Genomic DNA, 15,855 nt, shown 5'->3' with positions numbered 1-15,855 from the left:
TATGTATTAAAAACAACAAATAATCCCTATGCTAGATGCGATGCATAGGGATTATGATTAATCTTTCCAATAACGATTAAAAAGATTCTGCATGTGCTGTTTCATTAGTTTGGATGCCGTATCTGCCTGCTTATTTTCAATAGCATCAATGATTTCCTTATGCTCGCTAAAGTTAGTATCACGGTAGTCAGGGCGGGTTACCGTTCGATCGCGGATAAATCTCCACATCTCCTGCTGTTTCATCGCTTGAGTAATGACTGTCATGAACTGAATGAACAGATCATTGTGTGAAGCTCTAGCAATCTCCATATGCAAGCGTTCATCCGTCTCCGGTACATAGTTTCCACCTGCTGTCTCTGATTCCATCTGTTTGATGGTTTCTCGGAGAAGCTGAATCTCGTCTGCCGTAGCCCGTTGTGCTGCCATACTGGCGATAAGTGGTTCTATATTCATTCGTGCTTCAACAATATCCTCGGGGGATACGGAGTTGATGAAAGACTCGTCCGTTACCGCCTCATCCTGAGCGATCGTGCTTTTGACATAAACGCCTTCGCCCTGTCTGGAATAGATGTATCCCTTCATTTCCAGAGCGCTCAGTGCCTGTCTAATTGGAGCACGGCTTACCCCGAATTGTGCGCATAGTTCTCGTTCTGTTGGCAACTTGTCCCCAATCTCGAACGTACCTGATTGTATTTCAGAGAGAATCTGATCATAAATTTGAATATACAGTTTATTGCTTGATACGCGATTAAATTGTATTGAAATCACTTCCCTCTGTTAGTTTCATTACATCTAATTACCAAAATGTTATATCAATAAACATTATATAAATTAGAACCTTGTTAGACAACATGATAATTAGACAAATCGCTGGAATTCTACAAAAGTACATGGTTTGGACAAGCTTTTCCATTATTTTTCACACGAGGGCTATTCAGACAACAACTTGGTGTTAAAAACCAACAAAAAAACATGACCGCCACAGAGCGATCATGTTTTCTTCCAATCCCACATCTCAATGCATAACCATTAAGACTTAGTAGGCAATATATTTTTGTCAAATTCGACTTCGAACAGATATTCGTCCAAATCTACCTTCATCGCTTCATTGAATATGTTCGATGCAATCATCTTGCATCCGACCGTGGTGATTAGCACAATCTCTTCTGAGGAGAATTCGCTTCTTAATTTATCGTAGATAGACTCATCAATGGTGTTTGGATTGTTAACCAATCCACGACCATAATCAATCAATACTTTTTCGATTTCAGTGAATTCGAACTCATTGAAGCTGATGTTCAGATCGCGGAGAAGCTTCGCATGATAGGTGGAGCAGACCAGACACTCATTCTCGGTCGAGATTGCATAACAGTAAAAATAAATAGCGCGACTGCCTATAATTTTTTGTAGCTCATTACGCACCGGATAAAACTCCATCGCATCAAAAGACGGCATGGAATACAACAATGTTTTAACCATATTCGTTACTCGATTGCCATTTTTGATTCGCTCATCCACAAAGTTCTTGGCTTCTTGAGACATGTCTTCATATTGTAATGCGGGTACCACACTGCTCATGTAAAATTCCTCCTCTTAAGTAAAGTTAATATGACGTCTTTAAGTAACAAGTAACCGTCATGTTTGGACAGCTTATTGAAATTGTGGAATATTAATTCTCGGAATAGCCTCAATCAATGACCGGGTATACTCATGCTGCGGATCGTGGAAAATTTGCTTGGTTTCCCCCGCCTCGACAACTTCGCCAGCTTTCATGACCATCACGCGATGCGAAATGCTATAGATCACCTCAAGGCCATGGGCGATAAATAGATAGGATACACCCTTCTGCTGTTGAAGCTTCTTCAGCAATTCGAGAATCTGTGCCTGAATGGTCATATCGAGTGCAGAGGTCGGTTCATCACAGACGATAACGGCAGGTTCTGCTGCAAGTGCTCTGGCAATGCCCACACGCTGACATTGTCCACCAGACAGTTCTCCGGGATATCGCGATTTGAACTCACGGGGTAAACCAACATCATCCAACAATTCGTCCACCCGTTTATCGATTGCTTTAGCGTTCATCTGAAAGTACAGCTTCAGTGGTTCAGCCACGATATCTCTGATCTTCCATCTTGGATTCAGGGAAGAGACCGGATCTTGGAATACATATTGGATGCTGCGCTTATCAGAGCGAATACGCTTCGTGCCACTCAAGGCTTTGTCGCCCAAGATGATTGAACCTGATGTAAGTGGAATCATGCCAGCAACCATTTTTGCAACCGTCGTTTTGCCACTGCCGGATTCACCAACAATGCCTAATGTCTCCCCTTGCCCTAGATAAAACGAAACATCTCGAACCGCGGAAAAATCGGTGCCGTTCCTCGTCCGATATACCTTATGAAGTCCCTCAGCCTCCAACAGATGTTTGCTCATATGTCCACCCCCTCAAAATAAATACGGGGCATGCTGTTTAGCAGCTGCTTGGTGTATGGATGTTCCGGTCGCCCGAATATTGCTTCCTTCGTACCTTCTTCAACCAGATTGCCATGTCTCATCACGATGACACGGTCAGCAATCTCGTGAACCACACCAAGATCATGCGTAATGAACAGCACCGTCATGCCATATTGCTCTTTCAGCTTCAGGATTAACCGCAAAATCTGAGCTTGAACCGTCACATCCAATGCTGTTGTCGGCTCATCTGCAAGCAGCAATTCAGGTCGGGAAGACAAGGCCATCGCAATCATGACACGCTGCCTCATTCCACCAGACAACTGAAATGGATACTGCTTCACAACCTCATCCACATTGCGAATCTCCACTTGAGTTAACCAGGATTTCGCTTCTTCAAGCGCGGCTTTTTTGCTCATTCGCTTCGGCGCATGCAAACGAATGACATCCACCATTTGTGTTCCAATCGTGTAGACCGGGTTTAATGCACTCAGTGCATCTTGGAAAACCATAGCGATCCGTTTGCCACGAATACGCTGCATCTGTTTCTCATTTAATGTCAGCAAATCCTGACCGTCAAACCAGATCTGCCCATGGGTATATTGTGCTGCAGGTCGTGGTAGCAATTGCATAATCGATTTGGCGGCAACGCTCTTGCCGCTTCCCGACTCACCTACTAGGCATAATATTTCACCCTCACGGATATCCAAGGAAATATGATGAAGCACGTCCGTATGTTGGTCACGCTTGGTGAAGCGAATGCCCAATTCATTGATGCGCAGGAGTGATGTGTCTGTCATTAGCTTCTCTCCTTGCTAAGGTCGAATTGCCCCACATTTGATCCCGGTTGTTTCAGAAGCCGCTGTAAGGCTTCATGGGCAAGCACAAGATCAAATATGGATAGACCGAACGCATTAAACATTATTTTACGATCAGAGTGCCGCTGGATTGCCAGATCAGGCTCAGCCAGAAGTGTTTCTAACAATGTTACCTTACCGCCAATTTCCGGTGTCTTGCGTGCAAGACCGAATAACGACTGACTGCTAGATGGAATGCCGGCTTCATAATCATCACATACAATATGGTCAAATGATTCAATGGCTTCTGCATCAATGTCACGCATGCCAATATGAAGATACAGATGACCTTGAATAAAATGGTGTGCATGTAGGTAAGGAGTGGAAGCGGATGTCGCCCCGACCACAACCTCAGCACAATCAAGTCGTTCCGGAAGAGATGCATGGACACGGCTCCGAATACCCCGTTCTCCAAGAATATCTGCGTGATTTTCAAGCAACTGTTCTGCATGATGCTTCGTACGACTCCACACATGAACTTCCTTCAGTTCAGGCATGAACGGTACAATACTGCGAAGCTGGTGACTCGCCTGGAATCCAGATCCACAGAGGAACAATGATGATGCCTTTGATCTTTCCAACGTTTTGATCGCAGTCGCGGATACTGCGCCTGTACGGAGTCCGCTAATCAACTCTCCTTCCAACAGTGCAAGCGGTCTGCCCGTTGCTAATTCATTGAGCACAACGACCGGATGCGTATAGGGTATCGAAGGATCGGAATGTGGCACATGTGAAGTCCATTTCAGTCCAGCCACGCCTTCCTCAGCAAGATACGCAGGCAAGGAATAGAAAGCTCCCGCTTCTCTAGCTCCAGCAGCCATCGCTACCTCCTGTGCACCTACTGCTGTCCCCTGTGCCTTTTGACTAAAGGTTCGTTCAATCAGACGTTGTGCAACTAAGGGGTCGGCTATCCCACTTTGCTTGATGCTTTCTCGTGATAGAAAGTACATTCGCTCCATCCTCCTTCCTGCTGTGACATGATTTGTTGCCCTGTTGCTTCGAATCGCTTTCCTTCGAGGCGCTTCATATTCATCGGAACTCCGCTCGGTCTCTAAGCCAATCGCCGAACAGATTAATCGTCATAATGACCAGAGCAATAGCCAGACCCGGTATCGTAGACAACCACCATGCCGAACTGATATAACTCTTGCCGTCATTCACCATTCCACCCCAAGACGGTGTTGACACATCAATACCGAGCCCAAGGAAACTTAATGCTGCTGCGAGCAAGATCATGTGTGACATCTGTAAAGCAGCTTGTGTAGCGATCGTATACAGGGTATTCGGTAAAATATGCTTCGCCATGATACTGATGCTCGGTACACCCATGGCTTTGGCTGCTTCGACGTACTCCAACTCTTTCAGCGAGAGTACCTGACTACGAACAACACGTGCAAAGGTCACCCAACCTGTAACTGCCAGCACAATAACAATATTTGTTAGACCTGACCCAAGCACAGCAACCATAACGATGGCGAGCAGCATGCTTGGGATGGACATCTGGATATCAGCTAGACGCATTAATACCGCGTCCGTCTTACCACCGAAGTATCCGGCTACGATTCCAATAATACTGCCCAGCACACCTGAAATGACAACGGCGACAATGCTGATCCAGAGCGAGAGTCTGCCCCCATATAACAATCTGCTGAGCACATCCCTGCCCAATTGATCTGTGCCAAGCAAGCTCATACCGCCGTCTCCGCTATACGTGCTCCCTGGCGGAATAAGGATGTCCTGCAATGACTGCCTATACGGATCGAATGGCGCGAATAGCGGGGCAAAGACCGTCAGCACGAAGATGACGGTCAACGAACCTATGCTGGCAATGCCCTTGGCATTGGCACGAAGCAAAGATCGTTTTTTCATGATTATCCCTCTCTTCGTTTAGTGCACTTTGATTCTTGGATCAAGGCGATGGTAGATCAGATCCGTCACAAGTGTAATGGCGATATAGATGATGCTGATCACAAGAATACTTGCCTGCACCAACGGGAAATCGCGGTTGCTGACACCTTGTATGATCAACTGCCCCACACCTGGCCATGAGAAAATCGTTTCAGTCACCACTGCGCCAGCGATCATGACTCCGAATTCCAGGCTAATGACGGTAATAACCGGCAGAAACGCGTTTTTGAGTCCGCGTTTCAAAATCCGGCTAGGTTTGGAGAATCCTTGAGCTTGACTTGTAATCATATACCCCTTGTCCATGACCTCAATAAGAGAGGCTCGCATAGTGCGTGCAATTGGAGCAATCGGGTATGCTGCTAGAGTCAGTGCTGGTAGTATAATTGACTCCAATCCGCGATTGCCTGACGTTGGCAACCAGTGGAGATTTACTGCAAAAATCATGATTAACACGATACCAATCCAGAATACTGGCAGTGATTGAGTTAAGAAAATCCAACCGTTGACCACATAGTCGATCCAGCTATTCTTTTTGTATGCCGACACGATCCCTGCCAGCAAACCAACAGTGACTGCAATAATGATTGCAAACATGGCCAGATCTATGGTTGCTGGCATTCGTTCAAGCACCAGCTTTAGTGCGGATTCTTTGTAATACAGCGAGTTTCCCAAATCGCCGGTAAATAGGTTTTTTAGATAATCGATGTACTGCATCCAGAGAGGTTGATTGAAACCTAAGCTCTCTCGAAGCGCGGTCACCTGTTCTTCGCTCGCTTCAGGTGGAAGCATTAGGCGCGCCGGATCACCTGACAAGCGAATAATGAAAAATACAAGCGTTGCCGCACCGAGGACTGCAAGTACCGATTGTCCCAAACGTTTAAGCACGTAATGCTTCAATGGTTAACACTCCCATCCGGGCTTGGCCAAGTCACAAAAGACGCCTGCCGATTTACTCGTTACCTGCTGAAATCGTCGATACCGGAATGGATCCATCCACACGGCCGTCCCATTTCAATCGATCAGATACGCCATAGTACTGGTTCTCCTGATACAGGAAAATGCGTGGTGCATCTTTCAACACTTCATCTTGGATTTCTTGATAAAGCTGTTTACGTTTAGCCTCATCAGTAACTGATCTTGCCTCATCCAGCTTAGCATCTACGTCCTTATTCGCATAAGTGGAGTAAGACTCTCCTGAACGAAGAATGGCATAGATCGCTGCATCTGCATCAAGCGTGTTCGTACTGCTCCAACCAAGTACATACATATCCGATTGTTTGCCCGCAGGTACGAGTGTACGATACACTGAACTTTCTACGTTATTAACTTTGATATTTACGCCAACGGCTTTGAGTTGCTCTGCAATGACTTGCGCAACATCCGTGTTTTTGATGTACCAGCTTACCGTATCCAGTGTTGCGGAGAATCCGTTCGGGTAACCTGCTTCTGCTAACAATTGCTTCGCTTTTTCCAGATCATAGCTATATCCTTCTGGTTCGCCAGCATATCCGAAGTCTTTTGGACCAATCAAGCTATTCGTTTGAACAGCAGCGCCTTGAAGCACTTTATCTACAATAGATTTAACATCGATTGCATAGTTCAGGGCTTGTCTTACTTTTGGATCATCAAATGGTTTTACATCGGTTTTGAAGCCAACATATACCGTATTGCCCGCACGTTCAACTGTGGAGAGACGTGCAGTAGAAGATGATTCAATCTTCTCACGATCTTCTGGAGATACCGCTGTGATCAGATCAACCTCACCGTTCAACAGCGCGCTTACACGTGTCGAAGCTTCAGGGATAGAACGGAAAGTAACCTTCTTCACATCAGGTTCGCCGCCCCAGTAATTCGGGTTAGCTTCTAATACTACATTGCTGCCTTTATCCCAGCTTACGAACTGATATGGGCCTGTGCCGATCGGTTTTTGAGCAAATTGCTCTTGTCCTACTTCTTCAGCATATTTGGGAGGTACAATTTCAGTTGGATAACGATTAAACCGTGTTGGTACAAGTGGGTCAGGTTTCTTCGTTACAACGTTAACCGTGTACTCATCAACAACGTTAACTTCTTGGATCGTAGATACATAACTAGCTGTCGGTGCATTGTTCGCTGGATCAAGCACACGATCAAGGGAGTACTTCACTGCATCGGCATTGAACGCCTCACCATTGGTGAAGGTTACACCCTCACGCAGTTTGAATTGCCATGTTGTATCATCGATTTGGCTCCAGCTTGTCGCTAGACCAGGTACGAGTTTTTCTTCTGCGTCCCGTTTAACCAATGTATCGAAGATATTGTCCACGACCTGTGCATTTTCGGTCAGAAAGCCCGGATCCAATCCGTTTACGTCAAATGCTCGGGCAATCGTGATTTCTAGTTTTTGATCTTGCCCTTCACCTGTTGTCTCTTCACCTGCTCCTGATTTGCTCGTTGTAGAGCAGCCTGCAGCGAACACAGCCAGCAGTGTCAAGATTAGAAGAAACTTACTCTTTTTCATGATGTACAACCCCCGTTAATTAAATTATGCTAATTTGCCCAACATGACCGCGTAACCGTTCTGATGAACTGTCGATGCTGCATGAATGGATAAAATGACACCATGTTCAATGGGACAGATTATGGACTGCTCTTCAAGTCCCGGATATGACAGTACGCGCATCAGCTCTTCCCCTAGCCGAGCGTTCTCTCCAACTTGCCTACTAAACGTTAACAAACCGCTCGTTTCAAACCGCATTTCAACGATGTCAGAGATCTGTGCAGGTTTTCGGTTCATGCCAGGTGTTTCTTCTGCCTGAGAAAATTGTTCGGATGAATATACGCCAAGTTGATCAAGGATCATCTGAACAGCTTGTAGATGCGTATCCACGGCTGTGGAAGTCCAGTAATTGCCTCCTCCACTTTCCAGTAAGACGGCCGGGATCCCCTGTTGACACACTTCATTAATCAACATCCCTTTGGTACCCGACTGGCAGACATACGTCGCTGTAAGCGGGATTTTATTTAGCGCCGCCATACTACGCTCGAATGCAGCTTCATGGTCGGCTGCTACCATCGCAAACGGACAGACATCCAACCAGCGACCGCCTCCATGCAGATCAATCAAAAAATCGGCATATGCGATGATATTGTTAGCCAGCCAGCGACCATAGCGACCGGAGTATGAATCATCTGTTGCATTTTGACCAAAAACCCGGTTCAGGTTTATGCCATCCAGTGGACTGCCATTCGTTCCCGCAAACATCGCGGTTGGATTCGTGACAGGACACAATATCAGATTTCCAGACAAATGCTCCGGCACAATATCCTTCAAAAGTTTAGCGCAAGCGATTATGCCATCATGCTCGTCTCCATGCAGTGCAGCCTGTACCCATACCGTTGGTCCCTCTTGGATTCCCTTGATCAGAAACAAAACGATCGTTTGCTCCTCATGAATCTCTTGAATTCGGGATACACTTGCCGAGGGTTGTTGTCTGAAAGCTTGTTCCAGACTTGCATAAACGGGATATGGTTTTGCAAAAATGGAAGTTGCAGATAGGGACTGATGCATGATGAAATGAACCGCCTTTCTATAACCAAGTATTCTTGTATGAATTATAAAATTTAGTTGATATTATCAAACGATGTGTCATTCTGTCAATGTCATAAATTGTATAAAAATAGCGTTATATGTCGAAAAAACAGTTATAATATGCGGTTGATATCGATTACAAAAAAATGAATATTGAATTATATAATAAAGAAATTGTTCAAACATACGAAAAAAGCCGCTCTAAAGCGACTCCGTATAACATTATCTACAGTTCAATCCCTTCTCCAGGTTCGAGCACCTTGCCTACCCCATTCGGCAAGAGTGAGACAAAGGCATGTGGATCCTGCTGAATAAAAGGAAATGTATTGAAGTGAATTGGCACAACCTGTTTAGCTTGAAGCCATTCTGCCGCTACTGAAGCATCTTCTGCACCCATCGTATGATTATCACCGATCGGTAGAAAAGCTAGATCAATATCATTGCGTTCTCCGATTACCTTCATATCATAAAACAGTCCCGTATCTCCTGCATGAAACACGGTTTTGCCCTCAGCAGTGAACAGTATTCCGGTAGGCATGCCCGTGTAGATGATTGTTCTTGTCTCTGGATCTACATAACTTGAACTATGAAAAGCTTGTGTTATCTTTACTTTTCCAAAGTCAAATGTATAAGAGCCGCCAATGCTCATCGCATGTGTATTTAGACCTTCCCAGCTGAGTATATCAGCCAGTTCAGCCGACGCAATAACCAAGGCATTATTCCGCTTGGCGATTTCAACGGTATCCCCCACATGATCCCCATGTCCATGCGTTAACAGAATTACATCTCCTTTCACGTTCGACGCATCTAGATCCGAATTTGTGTTACCTGTAATAAACGGATCAATCCAAATGATTTTTCCGTTCGTTTCTATTCTGACAACAGAATGCCCATGATAAGTTACTTTCACCTTTATTTCCTCCTTGTTCAGACAACTGAATTTGAAATGGATAATGCCATATTGGGCCTCCATTGGTATAACCGATGATGCAATCCTGCATGCGCCTGCCCGTTCATAAGTAAACCCATCAAAACGCTGACTAGTGATCCGGCGAACGTTTGATGGGCATAATGTAAACAGGGTGCACCGCTTATGGTATAAAAATGTTAGAAATTTTCCGCTGCTTTACGTGCTTTTTCAATAGCTTCTGCTTTGATCTGCGGAGCACGTTCACCTGCTGTAGATACACCTTCAATAAATAGGTGGTCAACATCTGTAATACCAACAAAGTTTAATACCGTTTGCAGGTGACGATTGCCATTCTCACGATCAGCGACAGGGCCTGCAGAGTATACGCCGCCACTTGCTTGAATGTGGAACGCTTTCTTGTTTTCGAGCAGACCAACTGGACCATTCTCAGTATATTTGAACGTTTTGGCTCTAACACAGAAGGAATCAATGTATGCTTTCATTACTGGAGGGTATGAGAAGTTCCACATCGGTGTCACGAATACATACTTGTCTGCTGCCACGAACTCTTCAAGCAATTCATTTAACAGTGCTACTTTTTGTTGTTGTGCTGCACTCAATTCTTCAAATGTACCACCTGTTTGCAGCTTGCCCCACGCGTCCAACACGTCAGCATCGATATGAGGAATGTTACGTTGATACAGATCAACATGCACAACCTCGTCTGCTGTGTGATTCTCTTTATACGCTTGTACGAATTGTTCGCCAGCTGAAAGGCTGTACGATGCTTCTGGGTTACCTGGGTGAGCTGTGATGTATAGTAGTGTTGACATAGTTATAACTTCCTCTCTTTTGTACGAATATGAGAAATTGATGTTTAAATATATGGACGTCATACGATGAATGGAGCTTCTCCATTGCCATAAGACCAGTTTTCCTTGGTGACTTCAATCAGGTTGATGAACACATCTTCTTTACGGATGTCACGCTGTTGATGCAATTGTTCAGCTAATTCTGCATAGAATTCTTTCTTCACATCAGCGGAACGACCAGCGTTCAACGTGATCTGTACCAGGAGGAATCCTTCGCTTCTCTCAATATCCAGGCACGTTGGATCGAAGCTGAAATGTTCACGTTCCAATTCTTCAATAATCAGAAAACGATCATTCGCAGGTACATGCAGTTTATCTACAATCGTTTGCAGAACAATCTCACCGATTTGTGCTTTCTCTTCACTGGAGCGACCCTTCAAAGTTACAATGCGAGTTAAAGGCATTTGCGCTACCTCCTTGGTTTGTTTTTGTTGATATGCTTTATTTTATCTGCTAAAATCCAGAACACGAATGTACATAAGTTCGTGTTTGTTCGTGTCGAACTTGCTTAGTCTACGGAATTCAGGTGATGATATGGAAGAAGGCAAATTATCGAAAGATTGGCCTCATGAGTGGATCAAAAAAATACGTTCCAGACCGATTAGACGAGGCCCAGCCAAACGAATGCGTCAGATCGATCTGGCCAAAAGGGTCGGTGTTGACCCTAGAACGGTTCAACAATGGGAGAATGGAGATCGCCTTCCCAGCGTTGGCAACCTCAAGCTCATCATCCAAGCATTCTGGGAAGAAGGTCTTTTTCTAGAAATAAATCCGTCTCAAGAAGCCGAGCAGCTATGGCTAGCCGTCAAACGATTCTTCGAAGCACGTTCGGCGACGGGGCGTGAGTTTCCGGATTTTGACGCCGCATGGTTTGCAACGTTAGCTGTCACAGAGGTCATGGGAACAGATTCGACCAGAGAGGTGAAGGCAGCCTCCTCCGCCTCAGTGTCCGCTACAATTCATTTACCAAGGCTCGCCTTCCACTTCGTTGGACGGAATCAAGCCAAAGTCGATTTGGTGGAATGGTTACGTGTTCACTCACTAGTCTCGATCGTAGGGTCAGGAGGGATCGGTAAAACCTCACTTGCTGCTGAGGTCGCTTCATCGCTGATAGACATGTACCCGGATGGGGTGTGGATGTTTGAATTCGGCGTTATTCATGAATCACATGATTTGGGACAATTGCTTCTAGCTACGCTGGGGATACAAAATCAGGCGAGCCAAACGGATCTTCAAGCTGTAATGGACAGGATTGCTGACCGTAAGATGCTATTCATTTTTGATAATTGTGAGCATCTGATTGATTCCATAGCAGCTACCGCCGAATCCTTGTTGTCTGTTGCGCCCGAATTAACCATTCTCGCTACCAGTCGTGAACCTTTTAATATTGCAGGAGAATGGGTCTACCGTATTCCTCCCTTGTCCTACCCAGCCGATGATCGTTCACTGCAAGAACTCCATGAACAAGAACTATTGGCGTTTGAAGCGGTACAATTATTTTTGGAACGGGCACGCATTGCAGTCCCGCAGTTCCAACCAACGTTAACTGCTCTCAAGCGTATTGGAGCCATTTGCAAAAAGGTCGAGGGTATACCGTTAGCTATCGAGCTAGCCGTTGCTCGGATGAATATGCTGACCCTTGAACAGATCGAGGAGCGGTTAGCTAACCTATTGAGCTTGTTGACCGCTGGGAAACGAACAGCTGCCCCCCGCCATCAAACGCTACGTTCAACGATTGATTGGAGTTATAACTTGTTGTCTGGTAAGGAACGCCTTTTGCTAAGACGACTTAGTGTATTTGCAGGTGGATTTACGCTGGAGGCAGCCGAAGATGTGTGTATCTGTGAACCTGGAATGTCTGATCATGAAGATCGAATTATACGAGAAGATATGCTGGATCTGCTGTCTGGACTTGTTAACAAATCTCTCGTATCCACTGTAATCGGTGAAGATTACGGTAGGATTCGGTATTTCATGCTCCAAGCCATTAAGGAATATGCAGGTGAGAAATTGCGGGAAGATTCCAACGAACGCAAACAATATGCTATGTCTGAACGCCATGCTCAATTCTACATTCAATGCTTGGTACGTGAAGAACCCAAGTTCAGGACTCGTGACCGCGAAGCATGTATAGCAGCAGTGCGAAGAGACTACACCAATTTGCGCTCTGCCCTTCAGTGGTCTTATGCCAACCCTCAAGCTCATTCGTACGGGCTACATATGGTATCCAAGCTCTATTGGTTCTGGTTGCACGAAGGCAGGTTAACGGAAGGGCTATTCTGGCTGGAACGTTTTCTAGACAGTAGCAACGATGTAAATCCCGCTGTGTTGAATGGTGCCAAGGCTCTGCATGGACAAGCTGTCATTCAATTTATTCAGGGCAATATTGAAGGTGCCATGAATGCGGCAACTCGAAGCGTAGAGCTCGCACGTCATCTGCAGGAGGAGTCTCTACTGGCTTCCTGTCTCCGGCTGTCTGCTTTTCTTTATATCAAGATGCAACATATAGAAGAAGCCGAAACGCTGGTGGAACAAAGTATAGACATCGCTAGATCGGCAGAGGATTCATGGAATCTAGCCTCTTCATTACATGCATATGGAAGACTACGTATGGAGCAACAGAATTACGACGAGGCGACTATATTCCTGAAGGAAAGCGTTCAGCTCTTCGAATCCGTCCATGATCAGTGGGAAGTTTCTGGGCCATACGAGTGCCTAGGTTATGCTGCATTGAAGCTAGGAGATGTGGAGCTGTCGATTGAATATTTCAAAAAAAGCATTGTCGCCAGCCAGATTTACAGTGGCTCTTGGGTTCTTTCACGTGGGTTAGAAGGAATAGGCCTTGCATTATATGCCAAAAATGCCCTCTTCGAAGCTACAGTTCTACTTGGAGCTGCGGCGAAAGGACGACAGAACTTTGACGCGGAGAACAAACCAAATTTCCCCGCAGAATATGAAGAGGCTATATTCACTCTTCAGCACACAGTGTCTGATCAGGAATTCCGGGAATGGTGGACAAAAGGGAGAGACATGCCTCAGGCACAAGCTCTTGCTTATGCTTTGGAGATATAATTCAAATTGGATAGTCACATCCGGATTCTACATATATTTTTAAGTGAATGATTTTCAACATATGGAATAAGCGGTGGGTTTCTTCACAATTGAAGAGATCCACCGCTTACTTTAAGGACGTATAGAAAGAGACGCAAGTTTTTCAACGCCAAAAAAAGTCGCTATATAAGCAACTTTCGTGATGGGTGCCCGTAAGATTCGTGCTGCAGCCTTACACGTACTGATCTCTTTGCGAATCATACATAGCGTAACCGCTCTTTCCATTTTTCTTAATTCGGTACATCGCCTGATCTGCATACCTTAGAAGCTCAGCCGGTTCCTCTCCATCCCGCGGATAGACGCTAATCCCAATACTGAGTGATAGATGAATGAGATTACCCGAGACTTCGATAGGAGCTACAAATGCTGTTCCCAGCTTCTCGCACACCACCTCTGCGTCGTGGTCATCGTTCAATTGGTTTAAGATGATACTGAATTCATCTCCACTTAGCCGAGCCACACTATCTGTACTTCGGATGTTTTCCTTCAGCCGTTTTGCAGTCTCAACGAGCACCTGGTCACCCACTTCATGTCCGTAAGTGTCATTGATCTGCTTGAATCCATCGGTATCTACGAATAGAACAGCCAATTTCCCCTCACTTCGCTCGGCATGGTTAATAGCCCAGATTAGACGTTCGTTGAAGGCACGGCGATTAGGCAATCCCGTAAGGGAGTCATGCATCGACAGATGTTTACTAATTTTTTCGGAAATTTTAACTTTGTTATATTCAACATCCAATTCCTTGATTAGGTTTTTCAGTTTATATACCCGTGTGCTAGTGTTGGTCATGTCACTGATCTGAATCATCGCGTAATTACGACCATTTTCGTATAAGGGTTCAACATGCATGTTTTGTTTAAAAAAGTGTTCATCTTCATTTTCTTTAGGCAGAATAAATGCCTTATGTAGAGCGCTTGAACAGAACCTACTTTGCCCTTGGTACAGCGCATTTTGCAGTATATTCTGGTACATGTTCAATTTAAATCTTGGGCATACCTCAAGCAAATTCCGCCCAATCACCTCTTCTTTACTTTTACCAGTGAATCGTTCCAACCAGCCATTCCAGAGGATCACTTTTAATTGCCTGTCAATGATGAAGATGCCCATATTGATTTTGCCTAAGGCCTGTATTACGAGATTATCCATGGTCATCCTCCAATAATGCATTCATTTTATCCAATAGGCTTGAGATAGAGTTCATGCTGAGCGCAATAAGTATGATCCCTTTCACATTGGTATCGGCAAGTAAGAATGACGTATGGAGAACGAGCACATATACTTCGTTCTGGAGCAGGATCTGTGGATCAGAGTGTGTCACATGCAGTAGCTCAATATCCGGCAATACGTATTCTAATTTCATTTCTAGAAAATTACCGAATTCTCCAATGATGGCATTAAGCAGAATATTACTAACTTCTTTGAGCACATCCAGATCCGTATCTAATAAGCGACATTCTTCCGGCTCAATTGTCTCGGTAAGTTCTCCAAGACACATATTCGCTAACACTTTAGCCTGCTCAGCAGGGAACATAAGGAATGCTTTTCCCTGAAACTCATATCCGAACTGCAAAGATGATCTGAACAGATGACCTTCGCTGAAAAGGAGTTTATACCGTCGATCTCCTGGATCAACGTCAGATATCGAAATGAGCTCCACTTCAGGTATGCTCAGTACAATGTGCTTGTCGACAATCTCGGATAGCATATTGGCCGCTTGTCCAACGTAAACGTTCACAAGTTCAGTCAGCATATCCTTCTGCAATTCAGTCAGCATGATGTGCCACCTGAATCATTTGAATCAATGTATTTGCTTTTTCTACAGTTAACGGCTTATTCAAAAATCCAGAGATCCCAAGGCTCTCTACTTCTTCACGAGTCACCTTCTGAATATCTGCAGATAAAATAATAATTCTGACTTCACGGTCGATCTCACGAATCATACGAAGCATCTCTTGACCACTAAGGTTAGGCATGAGCAGATCCGTCGTTATAAAATCAGGCTTGAATTCCAGGTACTGTTGATAGCCTTCTTCTCCATTGTTCGCTGTCTGAATCTCAGATTCTGGAAAATGATCAGCAATCAGCTTACGCATCATTTTCTGTACAAAAATAGAGTCTTCCACAATTAATACTTTCATTCGTTCCTCAGTCTCCTCGATAAAATTTTAAGGGCG

The 15,855-nt window shown here is 44.9% G+C and carries 16 protein-coding genes; 1 reads left to right on the top strand and 15 read right to left on the bottom strand.

What is annotated here, in order from left to right; genetic code table 11:
* Window positions 1-57 precede the first annotated feature (57 nt).
* The 12 genes from MH215_RS16585 to MH215_RS16530 form a co-directional block, all read right to left on the bottom strand.
* Window positions 58-768 (bottom strand): FadR/GntR family transcriptional regulator, encoded by a 711-nt coding sequence (locus MH215_RS16585; protein ID WP_239291551.1) that lies wholly within the window; start codon window positions 766-768, stop codon window positions 58-60.
* A gap of 261 nt (window positions 769-1,029) precedes the next feature.
* Window positions 1,030-1,578, bottom strand: a complete 549-nt coding sequence (locus MH215_RS16580) for a carboxymuconolactone decarboxylase family protein (RefSeq protein WP_145048786.1) — start codon at window positions 1,576-1,578, stop codon at window positions 1,030-1,032.
* Window positions 1,579-1,650: 72 nt separating this feature from the next.
* Window positions 1,651-2,433 (bottom strand): ABC transporter ATP-binding protein, encoded by a 783-nt coding sequence (locus MH215_RS16575; RefSeq protein WP_239291550.1) that lies wholly within the window; start codon window positions 2,431-2,433, stop codon window positions 1,651-1,653.
* Window positions 2,430-3,251, bottom strand: a complete 822-nt coding sequence (locus MH215_RS16570; protein ID WP_056690426.1) for an ABC transporter ATP-binding protein — start codon at window positions 3,249-3,251, stop codon at window positions 2,430-2,432. The genes MH215_RS16575 and MH215_RS16570 overlap by 4 nt, the downstream gene beginning before the upstream one ends.
* Complete coding sequence (locus tag MH215_RS16565) at window positions 3,251-4,258, bottom strand: hypothetical protein (RefSeq protein ID WP_239291549.1); 1,008 nt, start codon at window positions 4,256-4,258, stop codon at window positions 3,251-3,253. Before MH215_RS16565 ends, MH215_RS16570 begins: the two co-directional genes overlap by 1 nt.
* A gap of 79 nt (window positions 4,259-4,337) precedes the next feature.
* Window positions 4,338-5,177 (bottom strand): ABC transporter permease, encoded by an 840-nt coding sequence (locus MH215_RS16560; RefSeq protein WP_239291547.1) that lies wholly within the window; start codon window positions 5,175-5,177, stop codon window positions 4,338-4,340.
* A gap of 18 nt (window positions 5,178-5,195) precedes the next feature.
* On the bottom strand, window positions 5,196-6,113 hold the full coding sequence (locus tag MH215_RS16555) for an ABC transporter permease (protein ID WP_056690418.1): 918 nt from the start codon (window positions 6,111-6,113) through the stop codon (window positions 5,196-5,198).
* A 52-nt stretch (window positions 6,114-6,165) separates the two neighbouring features.
* Window positions 6,166-7,716 carry an ABC transporter substrate-binding protein gene (locus MH215_RS16550; protein WP_239291546.1) on the bottom strand — a complete coding sequence of 517 codons (1,551 nt, stop codon included), beginning with the start codon at window positions 7,714-7,716 and terminating at the stop codon, window positions 6,166-6,168.
* A gap of 24 nt (window positions 7,717-7,740) precedes the next feature.
* On the bottom strand, window positions 7,741-8,766 hold the full coding sequence (locus tag MH215_RS16545) for a M14 family metallopeptidase (protein ID WP_239291545.1): 1,026 nt from the start codon (window positions 8,764-8,766) through the stop codon (window positions 7,741-7,743).
* Between the two features lie 247 nt (window positions 8,767-9,013).
* Window positions 9,014-9,697 carry a metal-dependent hydrolase gene (locus MH215_RS16540; protein WP_239291544.1) on the bottom strand — a complete coding sequence of 228 codons (684 nt, stop codon included), beginning with the start codon at window positions 9,695-9,697 and terminating at the stop codon, window positions 9,014-9,016.
* Between the two features lie 197 nt (window positions 9,698-9,894).
* Entirely contained in the window at window positions 9,895-10,530 is a 636-nt protein-coding gene (locus MH215_RS16535) for an FMN-dependent NADH-azoreductase (protein ID WP_239291543.1), read from the bottom strand.
* Window positions 10,531-10,589: 59 nt separating this feature from the next.
* Window positions 10,590-10,973, bottom strand: a complete 384-nt coding sequence (locus MH215_RS16530) for a tautomerase family protein (protein ID WP_239291542.1) — start codon at window positions 10,971-10,973, stop codon at window positions 10,590-10,592.
* Between the two features lie 130 nt (window positions 10,974-11,103).
* On the opposite strand from MH215_RS16530, the gene MH215_RS16525 reads away from it, so the two are divergent.
* Window positions 11,104-13,641, top strand: coding sequence for a tetratricopeptide repeat protein (locus tag MH215_RS16525; RefSeq protein WP_239291541.1), 2,538 nt, complete (start codon window positions 11,104-11,106; stop codon window positions 13,639-13,641).
* A gap of 211 nt (window positions 13,642-13,852) precedes the next feature.
* Here MH215_RS16525 and MH215_RS16520 read toward each other — a convergent pair whose 3' ends face one another.
* From MH215_RS16520 to MH215_RS16510, 3 genes are read right to left on the bottom strand one after another with little or no spacing between them, the layout of a single operon-like run.
* Window positions 13,853-14,827 (bottom strand): sensor domain-containing diguanylate cyclase, encoded by a 975-nt coding sequence (locus MH215_RS16520; protein ID WP_239291540.1) that lies wholly within the window; start codon window positions 14,825-14,827, stop codon window positions 13,853-13,855.
* Window positions 14,820-15,455: a chemotaxis protein CheC gene (locus MH215_RS16515; protein WP_239291539.1), complete on the bottom strand. Its 636-nt coding sequence runs from the start codon at window positions 15,453-15,455 to the stop codon at window positions 14,820-14,822. The genes MH215_RS16520 and MH215_RS16515 overlap by 8 nt, the downstream gene beginning before the upstream one ends.
* Window positions 15,445-15,819 (bottom strand): response regulator transcription factor, encoded by a 375-nt coding sequence (locus tag MH215_RS16510; RefSeq protein WP_239291537.1) that lies wholly within the window; start codon window positions 15,817-15,819, stop codon window positions 15,445-15,447. The genes MH215_RS16515 and MH215_RS16510 overlap by 11 nt, the downstream gene beginning before the upstream one ends.
* Window positions 15,820-15,855: the final 36 nt, after the last annotated feature.

Origin of the sequence: Paenibacillus sp. ACRSA (assembly GCF_022346845.1) — a bacterium.
Lineage (GTDB): Bacteria > Bacillota > Bacilli > Paenibacillales > Paenibacillaceae > Paenibacillus.
This window is presented reverse-complemented; position numbering and strand designations above follow the sequence as displayed.

What these genes read in the sequence shown, in the direction of transcription:
- MH215_RS16510 (WP_239291537.1), bottom strand. Translation starts at nt 15,819, where the DNA reads ATGAAAGTATTAATTGTGGAAGACTCTATTTTTGTACAGAAAATGATG.
- MH215_RS16520 (WP_239291540.1), bottom strand. Translation starts at nt 14,827, where the DNA reads ATGGATAATCTCGTAATACAGGCCTTAGGCAAAATCAATATGGGCATC.
- MH215_RS16550 (WP_239291546.1), bottom strand. Translation starts at nt 7,716, where the DNA reads ATGAAAAAGAGTAAGTTTCTTCTAATCTTGACACTGCTGGCTGTGTTC.
- MH215_RS16515 (WP_239291539.1), bottom strand. Translation starts at nt 15,455, where the DNA reads ATGCTGACTGAATTGCAGAAGGATATGCTGACTGAACTTGTGAACGTT.
- MH215_RS16560 (WP_239291547.1), bottom strand. Translation starts at nt 5,177, where the DNA reads ATGAAAAAACGATCTTTGCTTCGTGCCAATGCCAAGGGCATTGCCAGC.
- MH215_RS16545 (WP_239291545.1), bottom strand. Translation starts at nt 8,766, where the DNA reads ATGCATCAGTCCCTATCTGCAACTTCCATTTTTGCAAAACCATATCCC.
- MH215_RS16565 (WP_239291549.1), bottom strand. Translation starts at nt 4,258, where the DNA reads ATGTACTTTCTATCACGAGAAAGCATCAAGCAAAGTGGGATAGCCGAC.
- MH215_RS16580 (WP_145048786.1), bottom strand. Translation starts at nt 1,578, where the DNA reads ATGAGCAGTGTGGTACCCGCATTACAATATGAAGACATGTCTCAAGAA.
- MH215_RS16525 (WP_239291541.1), top strand. Translation starts at nt 11,104, where the DNA reads ATGGAAGAAGGCAAATTATCGAAAGATTGGCCTCATGAGTGGATCAAA.
- MH215_RS16530 (WP_239291542.1), bottom strand. Translation starts at nt 10,973, where the DNA reads ATGCCTTTAACTCGCATTGTAACTTTGAAGGGTCGCTCCAGTGAAGAG.
- MH215_RS16570 (WP_056690426.1), bottom strand. Translation starts at nt 3,251, where the DNA reads ATGACAGACACATCACTCCTGCGCATCAATGAATTGGGCATTCGCTTC.
- MH215_RS16535 (WP_239291543.1), bottom strand. Translation starts at nt 10,530, where the DNA reads ATGTCAACACTACTATACATCACAGCTCACCCAGGTAACCCAGAAGCA.
- MH215_RS16575 (WP_239291550.1), bottom strand. Translation starts at nt 2,433, where the DNA reads ATGAGCAAACATCTGTTGGAGGCTGAGGGACTTCATAAGGTATATCGG.